The organism is Candidatus Accumulibacter contiguus, assembly GCF_036625285.1.
Classification (GTDB): Bacteria; Pseudomonadota; Gammaproteobacteria; order Burkholderiales; family Rhodocyclaceae; genus Accumulibacter; species Accumulibacter contiguus.
The window spans coordinates 840,004-866,098 of sequence record NZ_JAZKUC010000001.1; the positions used below are offsets into that span (position 1 = coordinate 840,004).

Below are 26,095 nucleotides of genomic sequence, written 5' to 3' on the forward strand. Positions count from 1 at the left end.
CTTCAGGTAGTGCGTGTGCCGCGACCGTTTACCGATCGCCGGCTCGCGCTAGCCCAGGATGGCGCAGCAAGCTGACACCCTCCTTACACGAAGCGACTCCGTGCTGAATAATGTGTCGCCTGGCACTGCGCTGCGCCGAGGGCGCAGCGACGACAGATCTCAGGTGGCAGCGAAGAAATCGCGCACGCGATCCATCCAGGATTTGGCGCGCGGGTTGTGGTGGGCGGAGTTCTCGCGGCTGGACTCCTCAAGCTCGCGCAACAACTCCTTCTGACGTTCGGTGAGATGCACCGGGGTTTCCACGACCACATGACAGAGCAGGTCACCGTGGGTGTTGCTACGCACGCCCTTGATGCCTTTTCCACGCAAGCGAAAGATTTTTCCGGATTGTGTCTCCGCAGGAACCCGGATCTTTGCCGCTCCATCGAGTGTCGGAATATCGATTTCTCCCCCCAGGGCCGCGGTGGTAAAACTGATCGGCATCTCGCAGTGCAGGTCGTTCTGTTCACGCTGAAAGACAGGATGCGTCTTGAGATGAATCTGCACGTAAAGATCCCCGGAAGGTCCGCCATTGATGCCGTGCTCGCCTTCGCCCGAGAGACGAATCCGGTCACCCTCATCAACACCCGCCGGAATCTTCACCGCCAGACTTTTGTGCTGCTTGACCCGACCCGCGCCGTGACACGGAACACATGGCTCGGCAACAAAGCGCCCGGTTCCGTGACATTTCGGACAGGTCTGCTGAATCGAGAAGAACCCCTGCTGCAGGCGAACCTGACCGCTTCCCTGACAGGTCGGACAGGTCTTTGGCTGCGTACCGGCCTTGGCACCACTGCCATGGCAGGCGTCGCAAACCTCCATCGTCGGAATGCGAATCTTGGTTTCCGTGCCAAAGGCCGCCTGCTCGAGGGAAATTTCAAGGTTGTAGCGCAGATCGGCACCACGGTAGACATTGGAACGTCCACCGCCGCGACGACCACCGAAAATCTCATCAAAGATGCCGCCGAAGGCTTCGGAGAATCCCCCTGCCCCTGCGGCGCCCATGCCGGCCTGTGGATCGATGCCGGCGTGACCGTACTGGTCGTAGGCCGAGCGCTTCTCCGGGTCGGAGAGAATTTCGTAGGCTTCCTTGACTTCCTTGAAGTGCTCCTCGGCCTTGGGGTTGTCCGGATTGCGATCCGGATGATGCTTCATCGCCAGCTTGCGGTAAGCCTTCTTGATTTCTTCATCGGAGGCGTCGCGATTGACGCCGAGAATGTCGTATAAGTCGCGTTTTGCCATCGGTATCTGAACAATTGGAGGGGCGGAGCGAGGCGCGATTATACGCCTCGCCTGGCAGGCAGAGGCCTACTTCTTGTCTTTGACTTCGGTGAACTCGGCATCGACGACGTCGCCGTCATCCTTCTTCGTTTCGCCAGCAGTCCCTGCGGCATGCTCGGTACCCCCCGCGTGCTCCTGTTGTTTGGCGTACATCTTCTCACCCAACTTCTGCGCGGCTGTCCCGAGCGCCTCGTTCTTCGCCTTGATGGTGTCGAGGTCGTTGCCACGAATGGCCTCCTCGGCTTCCTGCATCGCCCTTTCGATGAGATGTTTCTCGCTGTCGGAGAGTTCCTTGCCATATTCGGCAAGAGACTTCTTGACGGTGTGGATCATGCCATCGCACTGGTTGCGGGCTTCCGCCAGTTCATGCGCCTTCCGGTCCTCTTCGGCGTGCAGCTCGGCGTCCTGGACCATGCGCTGTACTTCCGCCTCGCTGAGGCCGGAAGACGCCTGAATCTTGATCTTGTTCTCCTTGCCAGTGGCCTTGTCCTTGGCGGAAACATGCAGAATTCCATTCGCGTCAATGTCGAAGGTGACTTCGATCTGTGGCATGCCACGCGGCGCCGGCGGGATATCGGAGAGATTGAACTGTCCAAGGCTCTTGTTACCGCTGGCCATTTCGCGCTCACCCTGCAGGACGTGAATGGTGACTGCAGACTGGTTGTCGTCCGCCGTCGAGAAAACCTGTGTCGCCTTGGTCGGGATGGTGGTGTTCTTCTTGATCAGTTTGGTCATCACCCCACCCAGCGTCTCGATACCCAGCGACAATGGCGTCACATCGAGGAGCAGAACGTCCTTGACCTCGCCTTGCAGAACGCCACCCTGGATCGCTGCCCCAACGGCAACCGCTTCGTCCGGATTGACGTCCCGGCGTGGTTCGCGACCGAAGAACTCCTTCACCCTTTGCTGCACCTTGGGCATCCGGGACTGGCCACCGACGAGAATGACGTCGTCGATGTCGCCGATCTTGCAGCCGGCATCCTTCAACGCAATGCGGCAGGGCTCGATGGTCCGCTCGATGAGATCGTCGACCAGCGCTTCGAACCTGGAGCGTGTGATCTTCAGCGTCAGGTGCTTGGGCCCGGAGGCGTCCGCGGTGATGTACGGCAGATTGATTTCGTTTTGCTGCCCGGACGAAAGCTCGATCTTGGCTTTTTCAGCAGCATCCTTGAGGCGTTGCAGGGCCAGCACGTCGGCCTTCAGGTTGACACCCGATTCCTTCTTGAACTCATCGATGATATGGTCGATCAGACGCTGGTCAAAGTCTTCGCCACCGAGGAAGGTGTCGCCGTTGGTGGACAGCACCTCGAACTGGTGCTCGCCTTCGACCGCTGCGATTTCGATGATCGAGATGTCGAAAGTACCGCCGCCGAGGTCATAGACCGCGATCTTCTTGTCACCCTGTTTCTTGTCCATGCCGAAGGCCAGGGCCGCTGCCGTCGGTTCGTTGATGATGCGTTTGACTTCCAGACCGGCGATCCGCCCGGCATCCTTGGTCGCCTGGCGCTGGCTATCGTTGAAATAGGCCGGCACGGTGATCACCGCCTCGGTGACCTCCTCGCCCAGGTAATCCTCGGCGGTCTTCTTCATCTTGCGCAGCACTTCGGCGGAAACCTGCGGCGGGGCAATCTTCTTGCCGCGCACCTCGACCCAGGCGTCACCATTGTCCGCCCTGAGAATCTTGAACGGCATCAGGGAGATATCCTTCTGCACTTCCTTCTCTTCAAAGCGGCGACCAATCAGCCGCTTGATCGCGTACAGAGTGTTTTTCGGATTGGTCACGGCCTGACGCTTGGCCGGCGCTCCGCAGAGAATTTCACCATCTTCCGCATAAGCGACCGTTGATGGTGTGGTACGCGCACCTTCAGAGTTCTCGATCACTTTCGGTTTGCCGTTTTCCATGACAGCAACGCAGGAGTTGGTCGTTCCGAGATCAATGCCGATGATCTTGCCCATATCAGAATCCTTTCAATATTGTTTTTCAAAAACATTCGCCAAAACCGGAATGTCTGGTGATACGCTGCAGTTGGGGATTATCGTGACGATTTCAAGCGCCTGCCCTGGCGACGACGACCAGCGCCGGGCGCAGCACGCGGTCAGCCAGCAGGTAGCCCTTCTGCAGTACGCTGACGACGGTGTTTGGCTCCTGTGTCGATTCGACGACGCTGATCGCCTGGTGTCGATGCGGATCGAACTTCTCGCCAAGCGGATCGACTTCCGTCAGTGCCGATTTTTCGAAAGCGGCGACCAGTTGCTTGAGGGTCAGTTCGGTACCGGACCGAAGGCTCTCGACGCTGGCTGTTTCGGTCGCCAGTGCAGCTTCGAGGCTGTCCTTCACGGCCAGCAGTTCCCGAGCAAAACGGTCAACAGCGAACTTCGCAGCCTTGCTAATGTCTTCCTGGGCACGACGGCGCACATTCTCGGTTTCAGCTTTGGCGCGTAGCCACGCATCGTGGTACTCCTCTGCCTGCAGTTGCGCTTGCCTGAGAGTTTCTTCGAGACTGGGCGTGCCGCCTGCAGGCGCGGCTTCCGATGGGAAGGCAACGATTTCCGGTGTTTCGGTAGCAGCAGTGGTCTCTTCGGGTACTTTGTCGTTCGTTTGCATAGATGTTGATCTCCCTAAAACGGAAAGGAGTTTGGGGCGAGTTCTTCGATTTCAAGCTTTTTTTACCTTGGTCGTGCCGGGCAGCGAGGCAAATCATGCATAATTTTTCATGTACAAGACGATTCTGCTGCTAGCATTTCAATTCCCGATGGTCGTCGATAGGGTGTGGTTCTGGCATGTTGGAGAAGATCGGCAAGTATGAAATCATTCGCTCCCTGGGCAAGGGTGCGACTGCTGTCGTCTATTTGGCTCGAGATCCGGACCTGGGCAGCCAGGTCGCAATCAAGCTGATCCGCTTCGGTGAAGAAAATGCAGCCATGTCGCGACGTCTGCGCAAGCTTTTCCAGACCGAGGATGCGATCGGCCGTCGTTTGAATCACCCGAACATCGTCAAGATCCACGACGCCGTGGTGGAACCCGAACAGGCGTATCTGGTGATGGAGTTCATTGATGGCACCGCGCTCGACAAATATTGTGCAATCAATCGCCTACTGCCGATGCACCGCGTCATCGGCATCATCTTCAAGTGCTGCCTGGCCCTCGATTACGCCTTCCGCCAGGGCGTCGTGCATCGCGATATCAAACCGGCCAATATCCTGCTGGATGCCGACGATAATCCGAAAATCACCGATTTCGGTTTGGGGCTCAATCTCCTCAAGGATATGGGCAAGGACTCGACTTTCGTCATGGGCGTCGGCTCACCAGCCTACATGTCCCCTGAGCAGGTCAAGAACTATCCGCTCAATCACAAGACCGACCTCTATTCGCTTGGTGTCCTGCTATTCCAGTTGCTGACCGGGCGACTACCATTTCGCGCCAACAATCCCGCAACGCTGGTCTACAAGATCATCAACATGGACTCGCCTTCGGTATGCGCACTCAACCCGACTTTGCCGGCAGGCCTTGATCCGATCATCAAGAAGGCACTCGAGAAGGACCTGTACAGCCGCTACCGCAATGGTGCCGAGTTTGCCAAGGATCTTTCCTCGGTACGCTACCAGATGCTCGAAGAAGATCAGATGCAGCAAGATCTGACACACTTCGAAAAGTTGCGCAAAGTGGAGTTCTTCACCGAGTTCGAGGATATCGAGTTGTGGGAAGTGCTGCGCATCAGTGTCTGGCGAGAACTGTCGGAAAAAGTCACGCTCATCCGTGAAGGTGAAAACCATCGCAAGTTTGGCGTGGTGGTTGACGGCTTTGTCGAGATCTCCACAAATGGACGGGTGATCTGTCGGCTCGGCGCAAGCGAGGTGGTTGGAGAAATGGCATTCCTGCACCCGACCGACCCCCGGCGTCACGCCACGGTGGTGACCTTGGAGCCGACCCTGTTCCTGGAGATCAATAGCGCAGCGCTGGACTTGAGTTCTGACGAAGTACGGGAACGCTTCAACAAGGTCCTGCTGAGCAAGCTGCTCGGCCGCTTGCGCGAAGCCAACAAAGTGCTGGCCAAGCTCGGTCAGACCGCTGTGCAGGGCAGCTCTTCGGCTTACGCTGCAGGCCTGATGCCGCCCCTGGAGTTGCTTTGATGCCGGTCCTGGTGGTAGTGAAGTAAGCGGCAGAGCTGCGGGCTAGAGAACGTAGCGCGACAGATCCTCGTTCTGCGCCAGTTCGGCAAGCCGGCTGTCCACATAGGCTGCATCGATGGCAACGCTCTCCAGGCTTCCCTCGCCGGCGGAGAACGACACCTCTTCGAGCAGCCGTTCCATGACCGTATACAGTCGTCGAGCACCGATGTTCTCGGTACGCTCATTGACCGACCAGGCAATCTCGGCCAGGCGCTTGATCCCGTCCGCGGCAAAGTCGAGGGTCACCCCTTCGGTTGCCAGCAGTGCCTGGTATTGCATGGTCAGGCATGCGTCAGTCTGCGTCAGAATGCACTCGAAGTCGGCGACCGACAAGGAATCCAGTTCCACCCGGATCGGCAGGCGACCCTGCAGTTCAGGAATCAGGTCCGAGGGTTTCGCCAGGTGGAAAGCACCGCTGGCAATAAACAGGATATGATCGGTCCGGATCATCCCGTACTTGGTCGATACCGTGGTACCTTCGACGAGCGGCAGCAGGTCGCGTTGCACCCCCTGACGCGAAACGTCCACACCGTGCGTGTCGCTGCGAGAGGCGATCTTGTCGATTTCATCGAGAAAGACGATGCCGTTCTGCTCGACATTACGGACGGCATCGTGTTTGACATCCTCATCATTGACCAGCTTCGCGGCTTCCTCCTCGATCAGCAACCTGCGTGCCTCGAAGATCTTCAGCTTGCGCGATTTCTTGCGGCCCCCACCCATGTTCTGAAACATGCCCTGAATCTGCGAGGTCAGCTCCTCCATTCCCGGGGGTGCGAAGATTTCGGCCTGCATCAACGGAGCGGCGACATCCACCTCGATCTCCTTGTGGTCCAGTTCGCCCTCGCGCAGTTTCTTGCGAAATTTCTGCCGAGTCGCACTGTCTTCCGTCGATTGCGCATCGTTGAAGAAATTGCCGCGTGCCGGCGGCAACAGGGCGTCGAGAATGCGGTCTTCGGCAGCGTCTTCGGCACGTATACGAACGCCCGTCATTGCCTGTTCACGAGCACTCTTGACGGCAATCTCGACGAGGTCACGGATAATCGTTTCGACATCGCGGCCCACGTAACCGACCTCGGTAAACTTGGTGGCCTCGATCTTGATGAACGGCGCGTTGGCCAGACGTGCCAGCCGGCGCGCGATTTCGGTCTTGCCAACACCAGTGGGTCCGATCATCAGGATATTCTTCGGCGTGATCTCCTGGCGCAGCGGCTCGGCGACCTGCGCGCGCCGCCAGCGGTTGCGCAGCGCAATCGCCACGGCCTTCTTGGCCTTGCCCTGACCAACGATATGTTTGTCCAGTTCGTGAACAATTTTCTGCGGAGTCATCGACGACATATTATTCGAGCACCTCGATGGTGAAGTTCTGATTGGTATAGATGCACAGATCGCTGGCGATCTGCAAGGACTTGCGGACCACCTCGGCCGGATCGAGTTCGCTGTTTTCTACCAGTGCGCGTGCCGCCGCTTGCGCATAAGCCCCCCCCGAGCCAATGGCGACGATGCCATACTCCGGTTCGAGCACATCACCATTGCCGGTGATGATCAGTGAATTCTCCTGATCAGCGACCGCCAGCATGGCCTCCAGCCGACGCAGGGCACGGTCGCTGCGCCAGTCCTTGGCGAGTTCAACTGCCGAGCGGAGCAGATTGCCCTGGTGCTTGTCCAGTTTGGCTTCGAAACGTTCAAACAGGGTAAAGGCATCCGCCGTCCCACCCGCAAACCCGGCGAGAATCCGCCCCTGATGGATGCGCCGAACCTTGCGGGCAGTGGCCTTGATGACGATATTGCCCAGGGTTACCTGGCCGTCTCCACCCATGGCAATGCGCTTGCCGCGGCGAACGGACAGGATCGTCGTGCCGTGGTACTGGTCCATACAAAACTCCTGTTGGTGGTTCTAGTTTCTGGCGAGAACGATTTCCGCCACGGCTTTCAGCCCGACGACGCGGAACAGTTCGGCAAGCAGGTAATGGGGATGACGGAAAATGATCTGCCGGCCCTTCCGCTTGACCATGGTCAGGATGTTGAGCAAGGCGCCGGCACTCAGGAAGTCCATACGCGTCACGGCAGCGCAATCGATCAGCACCGGATCGTTGGCTTCAGCGTACGCCGGCAAGTCAGTGAAACGGGAAGCCTTGACATCGCCCTTGATGACATACGCCTCGGTCACCAACTGATCGGCGACGGCCAGCACCAGTGGCGGCGGTTCGGCCTCCATCACCCGTCTGGGCTCCCAGGAGGGTGGGGAAATCTCGAAGGTCACTGCATAGTTGACCGCCAGATCCTCGAAAGCCTCCAACTGCCCGCGCAACTGACATACCTCGAGCTTCAGCAGCCAACAGGCCTGGTTTTCTGTTCGACCGGGCATGATCAGGGGGTCAAGCAGGGCCGCGAGGTGATCACGACCCAGCAACTCGATCTCGCGCCGATCCTTGTGCGCCTGCTGCAGCAGATCCAGAAGCCACTGGCAACCGGCAGCATCCAGTCTACGCAGCTTGGACAAATCGAGACGAAGACGCGGGTTCCTCGCGAGAGCCTGGCGTACCGCCGTAAATCCGGCATCGTTATCACCGGTCAACTCACCCTTGAACAACACCGACCCAACCACTTTGGCGTGTACCGGCGCGGCGACAGCGGTATCGCGCCAGCCTGGCGGCGATTTCTCGAAAGACTGTGCGTAGTCGATTCCCAGCGCCTCAAAAGGGGCTTTCTGGCCAGTCAGCCGGAAGAGGTCGAAAAGCATCAGCCATAAGCGCTCGCCCGGGCCGGAACGGTAGGAGCGGGTCGAGTTCTCGAGCAGCGAGCGCACCGCACTGTCCTGGCCATTGGCAAAGAGCATGGCCGCCTCTTCAGCCTCGGCGTCTACCGGATCAATCTCAACCTCGATCGGAATATCATGCGCGTGCTCACTGAACACAAACTCGCTGAGATCCAGAGGCTGCCCTTCGATCTTGGAAACCGGAGTGGCAAAGGGGAGGTCAGCCCGCAACAGGCCGACTGGCGCGGCGGCGGCCGGCTTATCATCCGGCGCCTGACCCAGGGCTTCGCCCCGCTCGTCGCGGGCGCGGGGAGCGGCGGCTGGCCGGGCAACCATTTTCTTTTCCGGTGGCTGCTTCTTGAAAAACGAAAAAACCATTTGGCGAGAGGGACTGCGGTTGAATTCGTGAATCCGCGATGAGTTTACCTTGTAACACATCGTCCAGCACACTGCAATTTCCTTCCGGAGTCCATTCATGCTGGATGCCTGTGTTTCGCTGAAGATCTTCTCTGTGACACACAAGTGACCGATTCTCCACGCTTTATCTGGATGGACGAATTGACCCTGATTTCGTTGTCAGGCATTGCACCTTGTCATCTGAATTCGGTATGATCACCGGGAGAAATTTCCCTCGATCTTTCCACCGAACCACTCCTACGGAGCTCCATCATGGCAAAAGCCAACAAAGTCAAGAAAGCAGAAAAGGCCGAGAAGGCCGAGAACGTCGAACAGCCCGAGCAAGCCGAGGCAGCGTCTGACGTCACCCCTGAATTCGTCAAGATCACCAAGGTCGTCGGTCGACAGATCCTTGACTCGCGCGGCAACCCGACCGTCGAGGTCGACATCACGCTCGACAACGGATTCATGGCCCGCTCCGCAGTCCCATCAGGTGCGTCGACCGGGGAATTCGAAGCCTGCGAACTGCGTGATGGCGACAAGAACGCTTATCTCGGTAAAGGCGTGTTGAAGGCGGTCGAAGCCGTCAACACCAAGATTGCCAAACTGCTCAAGGGCAAGAACCCTCTCGACCAGCGCGCACTCGACGAGGCAATGATCGCTCTCGATGGCACGCCCAACAAGTCGAACCTGGGAGCGAACGCGATCCTCGGCGCTTCGATGGCGATCACGCTGGCTGGTGCCCATGTCAGCAAGCTGCCGCTCTGGAAATACATCGGCAAGATCCACAAGAATCGCGACTTCACCTTGCCGACACCGATGGCCAACATCATCAACGGTGGCAAGCACGCCGACAACCTGATCGACTTCCAGGAGTTCATGATCATGCCGGTGGGTGCGCCGACTTTCTCGGAAGGGCTGCGCTGGATCACCGAGGTTTTCCATGCACTGAAGTCGATCCTCAAGAAGGGCGGGCATGTCACAGCCGTTGGTGATGAAGGCGGCTTTGCACCCAACCTCACCAACGACGAATCGCTCGAAGTCATCATGCAGGCGATCGTTGCGGCCGGCTACAAGCCCGGCAAGCAGATCAGCATTGCCCTCGACTGCGCATCTTCCGAACTTTTCGACGAAGGTGGCCGCCAGGGCTACAAGTTCTGGAAGTCGAATCCCGACAAGCTGTTCACCGACGACGAGATGATTGCCGTCTACAGCGAATGGTGCAAGAAATACCCGATCGTCTCGATCGAAGATGGTCTCGACCAGAGCGACTGGGAAGGCTATGTCAAACTGACCAAGGCGCTCGGTGACAAGGTGCAGATCGTCGGCGACGACTTCTTCGTCACCAATCCGGTACGTCTCAAGCAGGGCATCGACATGAAGGCAGCCAACGCGATCCTCATCAAGGTCAACCAGATCGGCACCGTCACCGAGACGCTCGACGCCATCAAGATGGCCCAGAAAGCCGGTTATGGCGTCATCTCGTCGCATCGTTCCGGTGAAACCGAAGACTCTTTCATCGCCGACCTGGCCGTCGGTACCGGCGCCGGGCAGATCAAGACCGGCTCGCTGTCGCGTACCGACCGTATCTGCAAATACAACCAGTTGCTGCGTATCGAGGAGCAACTCGGCAACAAGGCCGTCTACAAGGGTCTGAAATCGATCAAGGGTGCCGGCTTCTAGGCTAACGGTCATGACTTTTCCAGACACCCCCGATCATGAAAGTCATGACCGTTTCCCTCTCCCCCGACCCCTCCCCCGCGAGGGGGGAGGGGAGATTCCTGAGTCGCATACGCGACTTTCACATTAAGCAGCCGCAGCTTGAGAAGGGCATCGCCGTGGCGATGCCCTTTTTTCATCCCGCCAGCAAGCTGACGATTCGCGCATCGCAATGGACTTCAGCTTGCGAAACATTTCCATAATGCTAGAATGCTAGAAGCAAGTGAAACTCCGGTTCACCTGCTCGGTAAAAAACCCGGATGATGGTCGCAAACCCGATAGGACCAAGGCAATGCCCAGGCTGGCTGCAAATGCTTTACGAGATCGGCAATATTTCGGTATTGTGGGAACGATGACCAATACCGATGCCGTCACCGCGCTGGCCGCACTGGCACAAGACAGTCGCCTCGCCATTTTCCGGCTGCTGGTGCAGAGTGCGCCGGCGGGCCTGACCGTCGGCCTGATTGCCGAGCAACTGCAATTACCGGCACCCACCCTTTCCTTCCACCTCAAGACCCTGACCCATGCCGGTCTGGTCAACACCACACAGGAAGGCCGTTTCGTTCGCTGTCATGCCGCGCTGGACAGAATCGACGCCCTGCTCGGTTTCCTGACCGACAACTGCTGTGGAGGACATCCCGAAATCTGCAAACCGCAGCCCTGACGGTGATGACTCTTCCAGGCACCGCCGATCATGAAAGTCATGACTCATGGCAGGATTCGTGAGTCGCTGACACGACTTCCACATTAATTCTACTTTGCCACATTTCTAAAATGGTTGAAATACAGGCTATTGAGCTACATATCTAATGCTCTACCACATAAGGAGTATGACGATGAAATCGCCAAATTTATTTATTTGGGATCGGGCGTGCGGTGGCCAGCTGCTGCGAGAATCTGACCAGCCATTTTCAGTCGTTCCGGGAGTGTTTCCGCAGTAAAACGCGAAGCACGGCCGAGCAAGCTGAACAGTACTTGCGGGGCCTTTTTCAAAGCCCTCGTGCGAACCTGGAACAGATGAGCGAGACGGTGGCGGAGACCGAGTATTACAGCCTCCACCACCTGTTGAGCGATGCTGCATGGGACTTTGAGAATGTGCGTCGGGAGACGGCGCGACAAGCGGACGAGTGGATCGGTGGGCCAGAGACGGGACTGTTGCTCGATGAGTCTGGGGTCCAAAAGAAGGGCGACCATTCAGCGGGCGTGGCCAGGCAGTACAACGGTCGCCTGGGTAAGGTCGAGAACTCGCAGGTTGGAGTGTATGCCGCCTTGGCACGAGGGTCGCAGGCGGCGATCATCGACTTCGAATTGTTCCTTCCAGAGCGTTGGGTTGAAGACGCCAAGCGTTGCCAGGAAGCGGGGATTCCGGAATCGGCACGGGTCTTTCGGACTAAGCCGCAGATGGCTGCCGAGATGGTCAAGCGGGCACGAGCCGCCGGGGTGCGCTTTGGCTTCATCGGTGCCGACGGCCTCTATGGCCACGCGACTTGGCTGCTGTTTGATTGGGACGATGCAGGTGAGGTATTCGCCACCGAGGTGCACAGCGACCAGCAGTTTTACTTTACCGATCCGGGAAAGGCGTGGGTACCGGCCTGGGAAGCCCGCGAATGGGCCGCGCGCCTGAAACGAAAGGAGTGGCACCCGGTGATCCTGCGCGACGGGGAGAAGGGTGAAGTGCGCGCGATGTTTGCCCATACCCGCGTGTGGATCAGTCATCCGAACAGCGCACAGGCCCGCCAATGGCATCTCCTGGCACGCCGCGATGGCAAGGAGGTGAAGTTCATGCTCTCCAACGCGGCGCCCGACACGCCACTTCGCGAGCTGGCACGCATGCAGGCACAGCGCCACTTCATCGAGCGCGCCTTCGAGAATGCGAAAGGTTGCTGTGGGATGGCCGACTACCAGGTACGCAAGTGGCGGGCTTGGTACAACCACATGGCGCTCGTCTGCGTTGCACTACTCTTTCTCGTCAAGGAGCGGCGGCAACACTCACCCTACGCCGAGTTACTGTCCTGTGCCGATGTCGTCGACATGCTCGTGGCGCAGCTCCCGGTGAAGATTCACGGTCGCGAAGACCTCGTGCGAATCATCGCCGAGCGTCATGCACGGCGACAAAGCGCCCGCGACAGCGCCTACCGAAGGCAGCCGCCAGCACCCAAAAATGCCATTAGAATCTGTTAATGTAGAATTAACCGAGACCCTTGAGAAAGGCGGCACGCTCGGGCTCGGAGTCGATCTGCTCGGAAAGCTTGCGGTAGAGTTCCTGCACGTCGCCGGAATCGTTCATTGCGCGCTTGATGAGCACACGGGCGAGCGGCCCGACGTACTGTGCGAGGCGTTTCTCGGCCGCGGCAAGGGTCGCAGGATCGAAAACCGCAGCCGGTTTTGCGGAAGGCGGCTCGGGCAAACTGGTCGACGTTGGCGGCATCGATGCAGGCATGGCCTTGTTCAAGCGCTCGATACGCTTCAGGAAATCGGCACGTTCGACGCCTTCGGGAATGTTTTCGGCAAGCCTGGAGTAGAACTCCTCGACGCTCTTGGCCTGCTCCATCCCCTTGCGCACCAGGTGCTTGGCGAGTGGACCGATCGACCGGATCAGCGAGGACTCGATCTCGGCCAGCGCCCCTACGGGCAGCGGCAACGGCATCGACGCACCCAGAGTGCTCGTGTCAATGCTGCCAATGCTGTCATTTCTGACGACAACGCCGGGTACCGGCGCGGGTGGCAGCATGCTGTCGGCGCTGCTGCCGGGAGGCCTGGCCACCGGCTTGCTCTTGACGAAAGCCGCCAACAACGCATTGGTGAATTCGCGTGCACTCTGAAAGCGTTCGTCCGGTTTCTTTGCCAGCGCACGTTTCAGCAGGGCGTCGAAAACCGGTGGTAGTGAGGACACGATTGCCGATGGCCGTGCAGGCTCGATGTGCATGACTTTGTACATGACCGTGACCGGCGTATCGGCGAGAAACGGCCCGCACCCGGTCAGCATTTCGTAGAGGATGACTCCGGCCGACCACAGGTCGGCGCGGCAATCCGAAGGCAAGCCCAGCAGTTGCTCTGGAGCAATGTGCGTCGGCGTACCGATCACCGTGCCCACTTGCGTGAGCGACGAACTCTCGATCCTGGCGACCCCGAAGTCCATGACCTTGATCTTCATCCCGCTCAGGACCATCACGTTGGTCGGCTTGATGTCCCGGTGCACGACGCCCTGCCGGTGCGAATAGTCGAGTGCTGCGAGCAGTTGTTTCATCACCTCGAAAACGTCGATCAGTTCGAAGCGACCGCGCTCGCGCAGGCAATGTCGCAAGGACTGCCCCTGCACGTACTCCATGACGATGAATGCCCCTTTTTCGTCCTCTCCGTATTCGTATACCCCGACGATCCCCGGATGCTGCAGCCTTCCTCCGGCCTGCGCCTCGTGCTTGAAGCGTGCCACAGCGGCCTCCGATTCAACATTGGCCAGGTACTCGGCAAGAATCGTCTTGATCGCCACCGAGCGTTTGATGACCGGGTCGAAACCCTCGTAAACCGTGCCCATCGCGCCCTTGCCGAGTTCGCGACGGATCTCGTACTTGCCGATATGTTCAGGGATGGTCATGGCGTGGGTGCTCCGCTCTCAGCTCTCGATCAGCTGGATTGCCTTTTGCAGGCTGCGGCGCATGCGATTGAAGGAGTTCGCCAGAACGTCGATCTCGTCCCCCGTGTGTGCCGGGAATTCGGGCACCGCGAAATCACCGGTGGAGATTCTGTCGGCGGCCTCCGACATGCTCGAAATGGGCCTGATGATCAGCAAGGACAACATGATGTTCAGCACCACGAAAGTGGCAAGAAAAATACCGCCGAGCGAGAGCATGAAGGTGTTGAAGGTGCGCTGTGCATTGGCCAGCGGAACGGACATCGGCACCGAGACCACCTGCGCGCCGACCGTCTCCATGTGCTTCCAGCCGAAACCATTGTTCACCCCGTAGATCCTGATCATCGATGCCGGTGCCGCAGCGGGAACACTGTGGCAGGCAAGGCACGCCGGGTCGGTAATGGTGATCGGCCGCGCCAGGTAGAGCATGCGGCCGGCTGGCGTTTCCCGCTCGCCGGCAAACTCCCTGGTATTGCCGTCAGCGCGAAATTTTTGTACCAGGTCACTCTCCCAATCGAGCGCGCGGTCGCGTGGGTTGGTGGGATTGAGCGTGGCCTCCTTGTAGGTGAAGTCCGGATACTTCGTGGCCAGATTGCTGAACACCTCGGTGGCAGCATAGGCAGGTACCGTCTGCGGCAGGAAAGTCTGTTCCATCTGGGTCTCGAGAAGCGGCTTCACCTGCTTGACCGTATAGCTGCGCACCGAGAGCGCCGACTCCATCATCAGGCCGGCATTGCGCAGCGTCTCCTGCTTGGCATTCTCGTTGAGCAGGCGGTGCGACACGTACGCCGACATGGCCATCCCGGCGCCAAAGACCAGCAATAGTACCAGGTTGAATTTCAGTCGCAGACCCATGAGCACGGCCCCCTGCAAGGATGAGGATGAAATACGTAACGGCATCGCCGGAAGTGTATGTGGCGCGGCCAACGATGAAGGATAGAAAATCCAAGGCCACCGGCAAGAGTATATGTTCCGCCATCAACTGCGGTCAAATCGACCCTTGGCTGGCGAAGAAAACCGGCAGGATTCCTTGCCGCACCAGGGAAAAACGATGAGCGGAACAAGGAATGCATCCCGTTGCCCGCCTTGCCTCAACGGATTCTGGTCTATCATGAAGTCTGCAAACCCGGCGATATGCCAGGGCACAGCACAAGCTGAAGGAATGTTACGCCCCTGCGCCTCGCTGCGGTAAGCGGCTGGCAACGGGTCTCGCCAGCACCCCGAGGGAGTGAGTACCATGATGAATTTTGACGACAAAGCAAAGACTTGGGACTCTGATCCGGTCAAAGAGGAGCGGACGCTCGCCGTCGCCATAGCGCTGCGCCAGCGGGTGCCGCTGGCGCATGACTGGCATGCGCTCGAATACGGCTGTGGAACCGGACAATTGAGTTTCGCCCTGCAAGCCGATCTGGGCCGGGTCACGCTGGCCGACAGCTCGCCCGGCATGTTGGCGGTGTTGCAAGAGAAGATCATCGCTGCCGGGCTTTCGCATCTGCATCCGCTGGCCCTCGATCTGATGACGGATCCGCCACCTGCCGAGCGCTACGACCTGATCTATACCCTGATGACCCTGCACCACGTCACCGACACGCACCGGCTGCTAAAAGTTTTTCATGGCCTGCTGCGGCCGGGCGGCTGGCTGGGAATCGCCGACCTGGACCAGGAAGACGGTTCGTTTCACGGCCCCGGCTTCACCGGGCACATGGGCTTCGATCGGGACGCACTGCGGTCGCAACTGGCGGATGCAGGGTTCGCCAGGGTGGATTTCTCCACCTGCTTTCTGATGAAAAAAGCGACCGATCAGGGGGTACGGGAATACCCCCTGTTCCTGGCGGTCGCCACCCGGCCGTAGCGAGAGCGCTCGCGCGCACACCGCTTCCGGTCCAGAAGTGCTTCCATTTTCTCGGGCTATCTCACGATGACAGTGCGTGCGAACTGTAGGCCCCACCACCAATCGCCACTTCGGCAACTTCGAGAAGATGCTCATGGTGCGTCAGAAACAGCACCTGTGTCCGCCTGGAGAGTTCAGCGAGCACCTGGAAGGTCGCTGCTGACGCCGCATCGTCGAACTGGATCAGGATGTCATCGATGATCACCGGCAGGGGTTCACCGTTGTCGAGATGGCCTTCGATGGCGGCCAGGCGCAAGGCCAGAAAGAGCTGATCGCGGCGCCCGGTACTCAACTGTTCCATCGTCAGTCGTTCGCCATCGGCGCGAACGGCCTTGAGAATCTGCCTCTCTTCTTCGTAATCGATCACGACACCGGAAAAGCGGCCGGCGGTGATCGCGGCAAATCGCCTGGACGCCTGTGCGATGAGCGGTCCCTGGTTGCGCTTCTGGTAGGTATCGATGACCTGTACGAGGACTGCCGACGCAATTCGTGATGCCGCATAGTCGGCACTGAGTTCGGCAATCCTTGCGGCGTGCTGAGCCGTTTTCTGCTGTGCGTCGGCCGCCGTGGCGGATCCATCCATGGCATCGAATACCTGCCGGGCGGCAAGGTATTCCTCGTGGCGTTTCTGTACCTTGGCTGCCATCTCCTCATTTTGCTGCAAATTCTGCTCGAGCGCGGCCGCGATGGCATCCGGATCCTGCGCTTCGGCTTGTTGCAGCGCTTCGGGCAAAGGCAATCCGGCCGATTGCACCAGCCGCGTTTCGATGTCGCGAATTTCGCTGGCAAGCGCCGACCGTCGCATGCTTTGCTCCTCGACCAGTTCGAGACTTTCGAGGGTGATGCAAGCCGCCTGGAGCAGGAGCCTCTCGATGATTGCGGTGGCATCGGCGGCAGTCTGCCGAGCTTCGTCTACCGCGGCCTGGTCATCTGCAAGCTGTTTCGTGAGCGTGGACCTGGTCTCCTGCAATGATCGGCTTGAGCGGAGTTCGCGGTACAACTCGCCCGCCAGAAGCTCATGGGTTCGCCCGTCCGCAGCGATGGGGGCACCGCGAACCCGTTGCCAGGTCCCGGCTAGTCGGGTTTCATAGTCGCTGATCCGGATTCTGGCCTCGCGCTGCTCACGTCCCGCCAGATTCAAGGCAGCGTGCGCCTCTTCAAGTGCAGCAAACTGTTCGAGTCTGGCCGTTGCCTCCTCTGCACTCGCATCGGGCTCCAGACGAATGGCCAGCATGGCTTCGCGCCACTGCGTCCACCAGTCGTCAGCTTTCTCCCGGCTCCTGGATTCAGCGGTCTCGGCATGTCTGCTTGCGACTTCGGCCGTGGCCCGGGCAGATTTCTTCAGTGCTCGCTGCGTCATCTGATCGGCGTGCTGCTTGGCAATGGCACGCGCTCGCGCCAGGATTTCCGACAGCCGTTCCGTGGCTGCAGGTGGAGGCAATTTCATCGCTTGGAAGATTGCAGTGATCCGGGTGCAGATCTCCTGTGCCAACTTGCTGCGCTGCTGCGCCTCTTGCTGTTTGAGCTGGATGGCATCGAACTTTTGCAGAAAGGCGTCCCGCTTGGCGATCCATTGTCCTGCCTCGGCGATCGAGACGGCCGGCATACCGTGGCCAGCGAGCAATTCGGCCCAACGCTGCCTGATCGCCGCCTGGTTTTTCGCGATTTCTTCCGCGCGGCCCCGCTCCAGGCCGAGAGCATTTTCCATCTGCGATTTGCGAACACGAAACTCGGCATAACGGGTAGCCCGCTCGGCATCGGCAAACAGCCCGTCGGCAGCATCGTCGGCGTTGCTGACGGCATGCTCATAGCGTTCCGCGGATGGCGGTGGATCCGCCGCTATCGATTCGCCTGCTGCCGGCATGAAGCGTCGGCGAATGCCCAGCCAGAGTTCGTTTCGTTTGGCCCGCTCCACCGATACCGCTTCCTTGGTCGGCACATCACCGCGAATCTGCATGCCCTCGATCTGGCCTCGCAGGGCCGCGAGGTCGTCTTCGATCTTTTCAATCGCTTCCCGGATGGAACGTGCCTGGCGGCGCAATTCCTCATCTTCGGTCTTGAAACGCTGGACTTCTGCCTCCAGCGGCACGGTCCACTTCGCGACGGCATCGGCCGATGGCATCTTCAAGGCGCCGGCTTCGGCGTTCAGCTTGACGGTCGCTGCCACCGCATCGCGTTCGAGCTGCTGCGCTTGCGCTTGTGGATCGCCGTGGTCGGCAATCGAATCGAGATAGGGGCCGAGGCCGGCGTCGGCACCGTCTGTACCCAGACTGAGCAACTCGGCGTCCAGTTGCGCGATCGCGAGCTGCTTTTCGCCGAGTGCCTTGAGGTCGGAAGCATGCCTTGCCTTGATCGTCGCGCCAGTAGTAATCAGGCTGCGAATCCTGGCTGCCTGGATGGGATTCGGGATCCATTGCAGGGCTTCGTCGGGCCTTGCATCACCCGCGATCTGCTTGAGTACGGAAGCAAAGGCGGCTTGCGCTGTGGCAATGGCGGCGGTGGCCGTGGCTGACTTGACGCCCGCTTCGCGGTAGGCCGTCGTGGCGTGATGAATGGCCTCGATCGACTCGGCATCGGCGAGAACGGCATCGTTGACTTGAATCGCGGCCAATTCGCCTTGCCGCTGTGCAAGTCGCAGGCTGGCCGTCCGTTCGGCGGTGACGGCTGCATTTCTTTTCGTGACGGCGGCTATTCGCTCCGCGGCGGCGGATGGCGGAAGCGGCGGAATACCGGCCAGCTCGGCCAAGCGCTGCTGTGCCAATCCAAGTGCGGCGACATCCGGAAGAATGGCCGCCAACCGTTCCAATCGACGTGCTTCCTTTTGTAGTCGAAGCTGATCCGCCCTGGCTGCTTCGTATGCCTTGCTGGCGAGTTCCATGGTCGTTCTCGCAGCCGTCCACTCGGTTGGACGTACGGCAGCGTCTTTCGCCTGCTTCCGGGCTTCTTCGTAATCGGCCAGCGTTCTGTAGACGACCGAAGTGGATGCGCGTGGCTTGAACAGGGTTTCGGCTTCGCGATCGAGCCTGGCACGCAAGCTGCGAATCGAAGAGAGCCCGGCTCCGGCTTCAAAGAGACTTTCGCCGGCATCGCCCCTGCCCTGCGCCAGCGCTACGCCACCCCGCAACAAGGCTGCGTGGTCGAGGCTGAACATGGCCAGAAAAAGCCCCTCGCTCAGGCCGCCAAGCCAGTCGCGCAGGCGTTCGTCGGGAACCGAATCCGCGAGTTCGTTCCCCGTTGCCGGATCGTACTTGAGCAGGGTATTGATCCGGCCTTTCCGGCGCATGACGGCCAGACGTTCGCCGGAACGTGCGCTCAGAATGAGCCCGATCCGAATCTTTTTCGATTCGTGGAGGAAGGTATCCGGAGAAACATTGGGAATCCCGAACAAGGCACCGTTGATGGCCCGCCAAAGGGTGGTTTTCCCGGCTTCGTTGGGCCCACAAATGATATGAAAATCAGAGGGTCCGCTCAGTCGCAACTGCTGATTGCTGAAATGGCCGTAGGCCTTGAGGTCGATCTGCTCGATCTTCATTCGTCGTCCTCGGCGGCGATTGCTGCGAGCAGTCGTTCCTTGGCACTCGCCAGGGCTTCGGCCAGGGCAGTGGTGGAATCGAGCGCCCAAATGCTGTCGGATGCACGCAGCTCTGGCGGGATTTTCTGCCCGAGATCCCCGAGCACGGATGCGGCAAGTGCGTTGAGCGCTTTCGGGTCCTCCTCCAGCGCGGAAATACTGCGGATCAGGAGCCCGATCGGATCGTCACGTTCTTTGAGCCGGGGCAGATCGAGCGGCGCAGTGACCTGGATCCGGATTTTTTCCAGCCAGGCATTGCCCGACGAAGCTTCGCCAATCGATGCCGCGAGTTGCGCCCGAATGGCTTCGCGGTGCGAAACGATGGCGTGATGCAGCGAGCCGCGGCCTGCCAGCGTCAGGCGAAGCGCAAGGATCCGGTCGTCCGCTGCGGCTTGCGCGTTGCGTACCTCGGATTGCACGGCGGCATGCAGATCGTCCTCGCTGCTGAGGCCGGAAATGTCGATGAGCAGGTGTTGCCAGCGGGCAAGGTCGGTGGGAACGAATTCGACGCTCTGGATTCCGACGCCCGCTTCTGCATCGACGACCATGCAGCCCTTGGCGCCCGTTTCGCGCGCATGCCGACCCTGGGTATTGCCTGGAAAGACGATCCAGGGGGAATCGCGGACGATTTCGCGCTTGTGGACGTGGCCAAGTGCCCAGTAGTCATAGCCTTTGTCAGTCAGGCGATCAGCGGTGGTTGGAGCGTAGGGCTGATGGCCTTCGCGGCCGGACAAGGCGGTGTGCAGAACACCGATGTTCAACAATCCGGCAAGCGCTGTGGGATAAGTTGCGGCAAGGTCGCTGCTCACCGCCTCGGTCGCGAAACTTTGCCCATGAATCGCGACGCCCAGCGATTCGATGATCTGTGTCGCTGGAGTTTTGGCTGGGAAGCTGTAGACCTTCTGTGGCAGCGGTACCGACTTCGTCAGCTTGCTGAGCGCATCGTGATTGCCATAGGTCAGAAAAACGCGAATGTCGGCGTCGGTGAGACGGCGCAACTGGGACGCGAAGTACAAGCCGGTGTTAAAGTCCGGCCAGTCGCCGTCGAAGATGTCGCCGGCAATCAGGACGAAGTCGACCGAGCGTTCGAGAGCCAGGTCGACGAGCCTGGCGAACGCTCGGCGGGTGGCCCGGCGCATTTCGTTTGCCGGCGCCCCCGCGTACACCTCCAGGCCACGCAGCGGGCTATCGAGGTGAATGTCAGCACAATGAATGAAGCGCATTTGCCCTCCCATGCAAGTGGCGGATCCGTTCAGCGACCCTCATGCCGCTGCGGGTGCAGCCGCAGGCCAGGCAGCCGACGTCAGGATCCACAAAATTGACGATTGACCACGGTTGTTGGGGAAGCATATACTCGCCTAGGCATGCTTGAATTTCCTTTTGCTGCTCTGGATCAGAAAATATTGCTGTATTGTTGAACTCTACAGGAGGGTGAGACAAAGGGCAGTGAGCAGTGTAAAGCATATGAGTCTATCCCCAATCCTTCTTCAAGCCAGCGAACCCGGGCGTAAGCTCCTGATCATCAGCTCGCTGCTGCTCGCGCTGATCGGCTGCGATGCCGTCCAGCAGAAGCTCGGCCTCGAGGCTCCGGCAGCCAAGCTGGCCCGCAACGAGGCCGAGGGGAAAGCGGTCGGCGGAGCCTGCCGGCAATCGGGACGCGCCATCGAAGACTGCTACTCCATTTATGCGTGGCTGCCGAAATCCGCGATCTACGAAGGCTGGCGTGACATGGACATCTACATGCGCGAGAACAAGCTGCAGACTGTCGAGCCGCAACTGCCGCCACCGCAGCCTCCTGGCACCAAGAAAAAGAAGCCGGCGGCGCCGCTCGCCGAGGAGACGGCAGCAGAAGCCCCGGTCGACCAGAAGGCAGCCGCAAAACATTAGCAAGGAAGGGAAACGGTCATGACTTTCATGATCGGGGGTGTCTCAAATCGCCATGACCGTTAGGTGCGAAGTACAATATACGAATCGAGACCCCTACCCTCGCCTGGCCTGCCATGAATGTCTGATCGAAGCCGTCTGCCGCAAACACCGAAAACAAGCGAAGATCGCTTCGATATTCTGTGCGCCAGCAAGGATCTCTTTCAGCACCGGCTCACCGACATCATCCGGCAGTGCGGGATGCGCATGCCGACGGTGCTCGAGGCCTTCAGCCAGGAAATCGGCACAGCGCATGACGAGTTGGCCGCAGCATCGGGCCTGGAAGAGGACACCGATCAGCGCTCCGACTTTACGGCCTCGCGCCTGACCTTGATGGGCGACGAGGACCTCGAACTCGACATCCGCATTCGCAGCCTTGCCGTTCGCTTGCGTGAGGCTGGCGGTCACAACCTGTGGCGCAGCCAGTTGCGCTACATGACCTTGCTCTCCCGGCCATCGATGAGCGAGGCCGCCAATCCGGTAGGACCGGAAGTAATCTGCCTGGGCCTGTGGGCGATCTGCAGACACGCCGGCGGCGATCTCGAACCAACGCTGGCGCTGCTCGACCGACTCGAACAGGGCCTCTGCCAACAGATCCCCGGACTCTACGGCGGCGATCTCGAACCAACGCTGGCGCTGCTCGACCGACTCGAACAGGGCCTCTGCCAACAGATCCCCGGACTCTATCGAGAAATCGACGGTCTGCTGGCAAGCCACGGCATCGGGCCAGCGCCAGGACAGAACACATCGGTCACGACCGAACTCAGATCGGGCCGGGCGCAAGCCGGCGAAAACCAGCCGGCGATCGCCAACGCCCTGTCTACCCTGCAACAGGCGGTCAGTCAGCAACTCGAAACGGATCAGCCGGCGGATCCACTGCAGTTGAGTTACCGCGGAGCGAGATCGGCGAATCCTGCTCTCGATGCCGCTACGCGGATCATGCTCGACCATTTGTTCGACCGCCTGACGGCGATCGAGAACCGCTCAGCGGCCGCAAGCCCTGACGACGCAGTCGCGGAATCACCGCCGCGTACGCCACTGAGCGCTCTGAAGGCGAAGGATCTCGACCTGCCCCTGGGCAAACGCGAAGCGGTCACCCTCGATACCCTGGCGCTGATTTTCGAGGCCATCTTCGACTCCACCGAGTTACCCAAGGCCATCAAGGCCGCGATCGGACGATTGCAGATGCCGCTGATCAAACTGGCGATCATCGATCCCTCGCTGTTCTCCAACGACCAGCATCCTGCGCGCTCGCTGATCAATCGCATGGCCCGGGCAGCTCTTGGGCTGCCGCAGGAGTCAGAGCATCCGCTCTGCCAACGAATCGGCCGGCTGACCGTTATCGCCCGCCAGACGCTCGAACAGAATGGCTCGCTCGATCCCCAATTGGCCGAACTCGACATGCTGATCAGGGCGCGAGATCAGGCGGTTCGGCAGGCCGCCGAACCGCATGTACAACTGCTGCTTGAGCACGAAAACCGGCAATACTCGACGCGGCTCGCCGACAACTGGCTGCGCGTCAGCCGGGCGCGAACCCGCTCGCCGGAAATTGCATCGTTTCTTGAACAGTACTGGTTGCGGGTCATGATCGCCGCCGCCGCGGATGGCGGCATCCAGGGCGAACGCTGGCAACAGGACAGCAACACTGCCGATGAGCTGATCTGGAGCGTTCTGCCGAAGCCGACCGCCGAGGAACGTAAACGCCTTGCCGGCCTGGCCTCGTCACTGCTCGTGCGAATCGGCGCCGGGCTCGATTCGATCGGCGTCAGCGCCGCCGAGAGAAGGCCTTTTCTCAACACCCTGTTCGACCTGCAGACCAGCGCCTTGCGCCGCCAGGCACTGGCAGCAGCGCCCGCGGTCGAGCGCCAGGTACAGGCCAGCAACCCGACCGCCGAAACCGGCTTTCTCGAGCGCAACGGGCGACAGCTCCGTTTTCTGCCAGTGCCGGCGGGCAGCAAGACGCCCCAGAGGGCACCCGCTGGCGAATCGCTAGTGGGCGAATGGCTGCGATTCCTGGTTTCGCCGCAGGAATCCTTGTGCGGCCTTTGCTGCTGGCAAAGCCCGGCCTCGGGTATGGTTCTGTTGTTCAACCCGGAATGGGACTACGCGGTCGCCATGCCACAAGCTACACTGGAGCAACAGCTACGCTCGGGCCATGCTCGGATCGTTTCGCGTATCGCCGTTTTCGACGCGGCCGCAGAGTGCGCACTCAAGCGCCTCGAGCAGCGCTGACTTCCCGCCGGAACCCGCAGCGCAAGCCGAGCCGGCGCAGCCTCCCAATCGATGTATAATTCATATTTCATGCAATTGATTTTTTAACTGATTTTAAAGGTTTCGCGGATGCGTTTTGATGAACTCGGCCTGGCGCCTGATCTCCTGAGAGCCCTTGCCGACCAGGGCTACACCGAGCCAACGCCGATCCAGGCACAAGCGATACCGATCATTCTTGCGGGTCGCGACCTGATGGGTGGGGCACAGACGGGTACCGGCAAAACGGCCGCTTTCACGCTGCCGCTGCTCCAGCGTATTCTTGCCTTCGCCAGCCCGAGTCCGTCGCCCGCGCGCCACCCGGTACGGGTGTTGATGCTGGCGCCAACTCGCGAACTCGCGATCCAGGTGTACGAGTCGGTAAAAACCTACAGCAAGCATGTGCCGATCCGGAGTTCTTGCGTTTTCGGTGGCGTCGACATCAAGCCGCAGATTGCCGAGATCCGCTGCGGGGTCGAGGTGCTGGTGGCCACCCCCGGCCGTCTTCTCGATCTCTTCGAGCAAAAATGCCTGAATTTCGCAAGCGTGCAGGCGCTCGTGCTCGACGAGGCGGATCGTATGCTCGACATGGGCTTCGTCCCCGACGTCACGCGCATCATCAACCTGCTGCCCAGGCAGCGGCAGAGCCTGCTGTTCTCGGCGACGTTCTCGGAAGAGATCAAGAAACTGGCCGACGGCATGCTGCAGTCGCCGGTGCTGGTCGAAGTGGCCAAACGCAACACCGTGTCGGAGACGATCACCCACCGCGTCCACCCGGTGGCTGCCGAGGCCAAGCGTGCGCTGCTGGTCAAACTCCTGAAGTCGGCCGATTTCAATCAGGTGCTGGTGTTCACCCGCACCAAGATCGAAACCAACCGGCTCGCCCGCGAACTGCAAAAGGCCGGGATTGCCGCCGACTCGATCCATGGCGACAAGAGCCAGCAGGAGCGCCTGAAAGCGCTCGAAGCCTTCAAGGACGGTTCGGTACTGGTACTGGTCGCCACCGACGTCGCCGCGCGCGGCCTCGACATTGACGAACTGCCGCACGTCATCAATTTTGAACTGCCGCGCACACCCGAAGACTATATCCACCGCATCGGCCGTACGGGCCGTGCGGGCAAGCCGGGGACGGCGATTTCACTGGTTTCGGCAAGTGAAGTCCAGTATCTGGTCGAGATCGAAAAGCTGATCCGGATTCAGGTCGAGCAGGTTCTGGTCGCCGGCTTCGAACCCGAATACGACTATACCTACCCCCCCGGCAACAAACGCAGCCATCACCGACGCCTCCCGGCGCCGCCGCTCTTCGCCCCACTGGCGGCGCCACCGCCGGCGACTCCGCGCAGCGAGCGCATGGCGGGCCGCAGTGCGCAGAGAGAAGGAGCGAAAAGAACCGGCAGCGGACATTTCCCGAACCTCGCCGCAGATGGTTTTGATTTCAGCAAACCTTACGAACCGCAGCCAGTTGCGGCAGCGGTCGGTAACGACGCCGAGCGCCCACTGCGGCACACGGAAAACCCGCACAAACCACGCCGCCTGGTCGCGGCGCTACTTGGCGGCCTGGGGCGGAAGTAGCAGACCAGCAGTCGGTTCGGCAAGCGGTGCTTCAAGCAGTTTCAGGATGGTGATCGAGATGTTGTCGCCGTCCTTGTTGCCAAGCGCCCGTGCCCGGCCGATCAGCAACTCGGAAGCCTCGCGTGCCGTCGCCGAGCCATTGATCACCCACCCCAGTTCCTGATCGCTGAAATAGGCCCAGAGACCATCCGAACAAAGCAGAAAGGTGTCCCCTGCCTGCAGGCCCTCGGCTTCGCCAAAAGCGATCTTGGGTTTTTCGACGCCCCCCAGCGAAGTCAACAGAATGTTCCGGTTGGGATGCACCAGGGCCTGTTCAGGCGTGATTCTGCCCTGCACCACCAATTGCCCGACGTAGGAATGATCGGTACTGCGAAAGAGCAGGCTGTCGCCACGAAAATGGTAAATCCTGCTGTCACCGCAATGCGCCCAGCTCGCCTTGCCCGGCTGCAACAGCAGCAGCACGACGGTGCTGTGCGGATCCTTCTCGTTGATGAAACGCGATGCCTTGATCAGCATATGTGCTTCATTGATGATCGATTCCAGCAGCACGCGCGCCGATTCGGTGCGCGCTGAAAAACCATCCAGATTGTTGCGCGCGGTGTGGATCACCTGCCGGGCAGCAATGACCCCCCCGGTATGGCCACCCATGCCGTCCGCCACCACCGCCAGGGTCACACCACCGCCTCGGGGATGTGGCAGGATCGCCGCCCGGTCCTGCTGCTCGCGGCGATCCCCCTGATGCTGGGCGACACAGGCGTCAATCGTGATCGGCATCGAATGAGCCTCCCGGCGGTCGCTGCATGACCTTCAATCGAGCTGCCTGTTCAGGCACTTCGCTCATTCCATCTCCTCAAGACAAGCTCTTGCAGGCCTTGCTGCCGCCCCTGGCCAGCGGCCCCA

The 26,095-nt window shown here is 60.1% G+C and carries 19 protein-coding genes; 8 read left to right on the top strand and 11 right to left on the bottom strand.

The window, feature by feature from the left end:
* Window positions 1-159 precede the first annotated feature (159 nt).
* The 3 genes from dnaJ to grpE all read right to left on the bottom strand — a co-directional run bounded on the left by dnaJ (window position 160) and on the right by grpE (window position 3,925).
* The gene (gene dnaJ / locus V5B59_RS04040) at window positions 160-1,281 is read right to left on the bottom strand and encodes a molecular chaperone DnaJ (RefSeq protein ID WP_034914591.1); all 1,122 of its coding nucleotides are present in this window, start codon (window positions 1,279-1,281) and stop codon (window positions 160-162) included.
* Between the two features lie 66 nt (window positions 1,282-1,347).
* A complete protein-coding gene (dnaK, locus tag V5B59_RS04045; protein ID WP_288129776.1) occupies window positions 1,348-3,276 on the bottom strand; it encodes a molecular chaperone DnaK in 1,929 nt (642 codons plus the stop codon).
* 91 nt (window positions 3,277-3,367) lie between these two features.
* On the bottom strand, window positions 3,368-3,925 hold the full coding sequence (grpE, locus tag V5B59_RS04050) for a nucleotide exchange factor GrpE (protein WP_034910138.1): 558 nt from the start codon (window positions 3,923-3,925) through the stop codon (window positions 3,368-3,370).
* Between the two features lie 176 nt (window positions 3,926-4,101).
* On the opposite strand from grpE, the gene V5B59_RS04055 reads away from it, so the two are divergent.
* Window positions 4,102-5,451 carry a serine/threonine-protein kinase gene (locus tag V5B59_RS04055; RefSeq protein ID WP_169071212.1) on the top strand — a complete coding sequence of 450 codons (1,350 nt, stop codon included), beginning with the start codon at window positions 4,102-4,104 and terminating at the stop codon, window positions 5,449-5,451.
* 42 nt (window positions 5,452-5,493) lie between these two features.
* Here V5B59_RS04055 and hslU read toward each other — a convergent pair whose 3' ends face one another.
* The 3 genes from hslU to V5B59_RS04070 are packed head-to-tail and all read right to left on the bottom strand — an operon-like array spanning window position 5,494 to window position 8,581.
* A complete protein-coding gene (gene hslU, locus V5B59_RS04060) occupies window positions 5,494-6,825 on the bottom strand; it encodes an ATP-dependent protease ATPase subunit HslU (RefSeq protein WP_288129774.1) in 1,332 nt (443 codons plus the stop codon).
* A 1-nt stretch (window position 6,826) separates the two neighbouring features.
* Window positions 6,827-7,363 carry an ATP-dependent protease subunit HslV gene (gene hslV / locus V5B59_RS04065; protein ID WP_034917435.1) on the bottom strand — a complete coding sequence of 179 codons (537 nt, stop codon included), beginning with the start codon at window positions 7,361-7,363 and terminating at the stop codon, window positions 6,827-6,829.
* 21 nt (window positions 7,364-7,384) lie between these two features.
* The gene (locus V5B59_RS04070; protein WP_169071211.1) at window positions 7,385-8,581 is read right to left on the bottom strand and encodes an STAS domain-containing protein; all 1,197 of its coding nucleotides are present in this window, start codon (window positions 8,579-8,581) and stop codon (window positions 7,385-7,387) included.
* A gap of 333 nt (window positions 8,582-8,914) precedes the next feature.
* On the opposite strand from V5B59_RS04070, the gene eno reads away from it, so the two are divergent.
* The 3 genes from eno (at window position 8,915) to V5B59_RS04085 (ending at window position 12,541) form a co-directional block, all read left to right on the top strand.
* A complete protein-coding gene (gene eno, locus V5B59_RS04075; protein ID WP_248594973.1) occupies window positions 8,915-10,324 on the top strand; it encodes a phosphopyruvate hydratase in 1,410 nt (469 codons plus the stop codon).
* 328 nt (window positions 10,325-10,652) lie between these two features.
* Complete coding sequence (locus V5B59_RS04080; RefSeq protein WP_332351604.1) at window positions 10,653-11,024, top strand: ArsR/SmtB family transcription factor; 372 nt, start codon at window positions 10,653-10,655, stop codon at window positions 11,022-11,024.
* A 212-nt stretch (window positions 11,025-11,236) separates the two neighbouring features.
* Window positions 11,237-12,541 (top strand): IS701 family transposase, encoded by a 1,305-nt coding sequence (locus V5B59_RS04085; protein WP_246149239.1) that lies wholly within the window; start codon window positions 11,237-11,239, stop codon window positions 12,539-12,541.
* 7 nt (window positions 12,542-12,548) lie between these two features.
* On the opposite strand, the gene V5B59_RS04090 is transcribed toward V5B59_RS04085, so the two are convergent.
* Both V5B59_RS04090 and V5B59_RS04095 read right to left on the bottom strand, forming a co-directional pair.
* Window positions 12,549-13,955 (bottom strand): serine/threonine protein kinase, encoded by a 1,407-nt coding sequence (locus V5B59_RS04090; protein ID WP_288129771.1) that lies wholly within the window; start codon window positions 13,953-13,955, stop codon window positions 12,549-12,551.
* A gap of 18 nt (window positions 13,956-13,973) precedes the next feature.
* Entirely contained in the window at window positions 13,974-14,846 is an 873-nt protein-coding gene (locus V5B59_RS04095) for a Tll0287-like domain-containing protein (protein ID WP_332352171.1), read from the bottom strand.
* Window positions 14,847-15,228: 382 nt separating this feature from the next.
* Between V5B59_RS04095 and V5B59_RS04100 the strand changes: the two genes are divergently transcribed.
* The gene (locus V5B59_RS04100; protein WP_332351605.1) at window positions 15,229-15,843 is read left to right on the top strand and encodes a class I SAM-dependent methyltransferase; all 615 of its coding nucleotides are present in this window, start codon (window positions 15,229-15,231) and stop codon (window positions 15,841-15,843) included.
* Window positions 15,844-15,904: 61 nt separating this feature from the next.
* Here V5B59_RS04100 and V5B59_RS04105 read toward each other — a convergent pair whose 3' ends face one another.
* Together V5B59_RS04105 and V5B59_RS04110 are read right to left on the bottom strand one after the other, a co-directional pair.
* Window positions 15,905-19,414 carry an AAA family ATPase gene (locus V5B59_RS04105; RefSeq protein WP_332351606.1) on the bottom strand — a complete coding sequence of 1,170 codons (3,510 nt, stop codon included), beginning with the start codon at window positions 19,412-19,414 and terminating at the stop codon, window positions 15,905-15,907.
* Window positions 19,411-20,676, bottom strand: a complete 1,266-nt coding sequence (locus tag V5B59_RS04110) for a metallophosphoesterase family protein (protein WP_332351607.1) — start codon at window positions 20,674-20,676, stop codon at window positions 19,411-19,413. Before V5B59_RS04110 ends, V5B59_RS04105 begins: the two co-directional genes overlap by 4 nt.
* Before the next feature lie 241 nt (window positions 20,677-20,917).
* Here V5B59_RS04110 and V5B59_RS04115 point away from each other — a divergent pair, with 241 nt between their 5' ends.
* The 3 genes from V5B59_RS04115 (at window position 20,918) to V5B59_RS04125 (ending at window position 25,195) form a co-directional block, all read left to right on the top strand.
* Window positions 20,918-21,340, top strand: coding sequence for a hypothetical protein (locus V5B59_RS04115; RefSeq protein ID WP_332351608.1), 423 nt, complete (start codon window positions 20,918-20,920; stop codon window positions 21,338-21,340).
* 117 nt (window positions 21,341-21,457) lie between these two features.
* Window positions 21,458-23,608, top strand: coding sequence for a DUF1631 family protein (locus V5B59_RS04120; protein ID WP_332351609.1), 2,151 nt, complete (start codon window positions 21,458-21,460; stop codon window positions 23,606-23,608).
* 108 nt (window positions 23,609-23,716) lie between these two features.
* A complete protein-coding gene (locus tag V5B59_RS04125; RefSeq protein WP_169071684.1) occupies window positions 23,717-25,195 on the top strand; it encodes a DEAD/DEAH box helicase in 1,479 nt (492 codons plus the stop codon).
* Here the strand turns inward: V5B59_RS04125 and V5B59_RS04130 are convergent.
* Entirely contained in the window at window positions 25,169-25,969 is an 801-nt protein-coding gene (locus V5B59_RS04130) for a PP2C family protein-serine/threonine phosphatase (RefSeq protein WP_034916601.1), read from the bottom strand. The two genes, V5B59_RS04125 and V5B59_RS04130, sit on opposite strands and share 27 nt — an antisense overlap.
* Window positions 25,970-26,095: the final 126 nt, after the last annotated feature.

Coding starts and splice junctions, on each gene's coding strand:
- eno (WP_248594973.1), top strand. CDS start 8,915: ATGGCAAAAGCCAACAAAGTCAAGAAAGCAGAAAAGGCCGAGAAGGCC.
- V5B59_RS04100 (WP_332351605.1), top strand. CDS start 15,229: ATGATGAATTTTGACGACAAAGCAAAGACTTGGGACTCTGATCCGGTC.
- V5B59_RS04055 (WP_169071212.1), top strand. CDS start 4,102: ATGTTGGAGAAGATCGGCAAGTATGAAATCATTCGCTCCCTGGGCAAG.
- V5B59_RS04125 (WP_169071684.1), top strand. CDS start 23,717: ATGCGTTTTGATGAACTCGGCCTGGCGCCTGATCTCCTGAGAGCCCTT.
- grpE (WP_034910138.1), bottom strand. CDS start 3,925: ATGCAAACGAACGACAAAGTACCCGAAGAGACCACTGCTGCTACCGAA.
- V5B59_RS04105 (WP_332351606.1), bottom strand. CDS start 19,414: ATGAAGATCGAGCAGATCGACCTCAAGGCCTACGGCCATTTCAGCAAT.
- V5B59_RS04095 (WP_332352171.1), bottom strand. CDS start 14,846: ATGGGTCTGCGACTGAAATTCAACCTGGTACTATTGCTGGTCTTTGGC.
- dnaK (WP_288129776.1), bottom strand. CDS start 3,276: ATGGGCAAGATCATCGGCATTGATCTCGGAACGACCAACTCCTGCGTT.
- hslV (WP_034917435.1), bottom strand. CDS start 7,363: ATGGACCAGTACCACGGCACGACGATCCTGTCCGTTCGCCGCGGCAAG.
- V5B59_RS04110 (WP_332351607.1), bottom strand. CDS start 20,676: ATGCGCTTCATTCATTGTGCTGACATTCACCTCGATAGCCCGCTGCGT.
- V5B59_RS04070 (WP_169071211.1), bottom strand. CDS start 8,581: ATGGTTGCCCGGCCAGCCGCCGCTCCCCGCGCCCGCGACGAGCGGGGC.
- hslU (WP_288129774.1), bottom strand. CDS start 6,825: ATGTCGTCGATGACTCCGCAGAAAATTGTTCACGAACTGGACAAACAT.
- V5B59_RS04090 (WP_288129771.1), bottom strand. CDS start 13,955: ATGACCATCCCTGAACATATCGGCAAGTACGAGATCCGTCGCGAACTC.
- V5B59_RS04130 (WP_034916601.1), bottom strand. CDS start 25,969: ATGCCGATCACGATTGACGCCTGTGTCGCCCAGCATCAGGGGGATCGC.
- dnaJ (WP_034914591.1), bottom strand. CDS start 1,281: ATGGCAAAACGCGACTTATACGACATTCTCGGCGTCAATCGCGACGCC.
- V5B59_RS04120 (WP_332351609.1), top strand. CDS start 21,458: ATGTCTGATCGAAGCCGTCTGCCGCAAACACCGAAAACAAGCGAAGAT.
- V5B59_RS04080 (WP_332351604.1), top strand. CDS start 10,653: ATGCCCAGGCTGGCTGCAAATGCTTTACGAGATCGGCAATATTTCGGT.
- V5B59_RS04115 (WP_332351608.1), top strand. CDS start 20,918: ATGAGTCTATCCCCAATCCTTCTTCAAGCCAGCGAACCCGGGCGTAAG.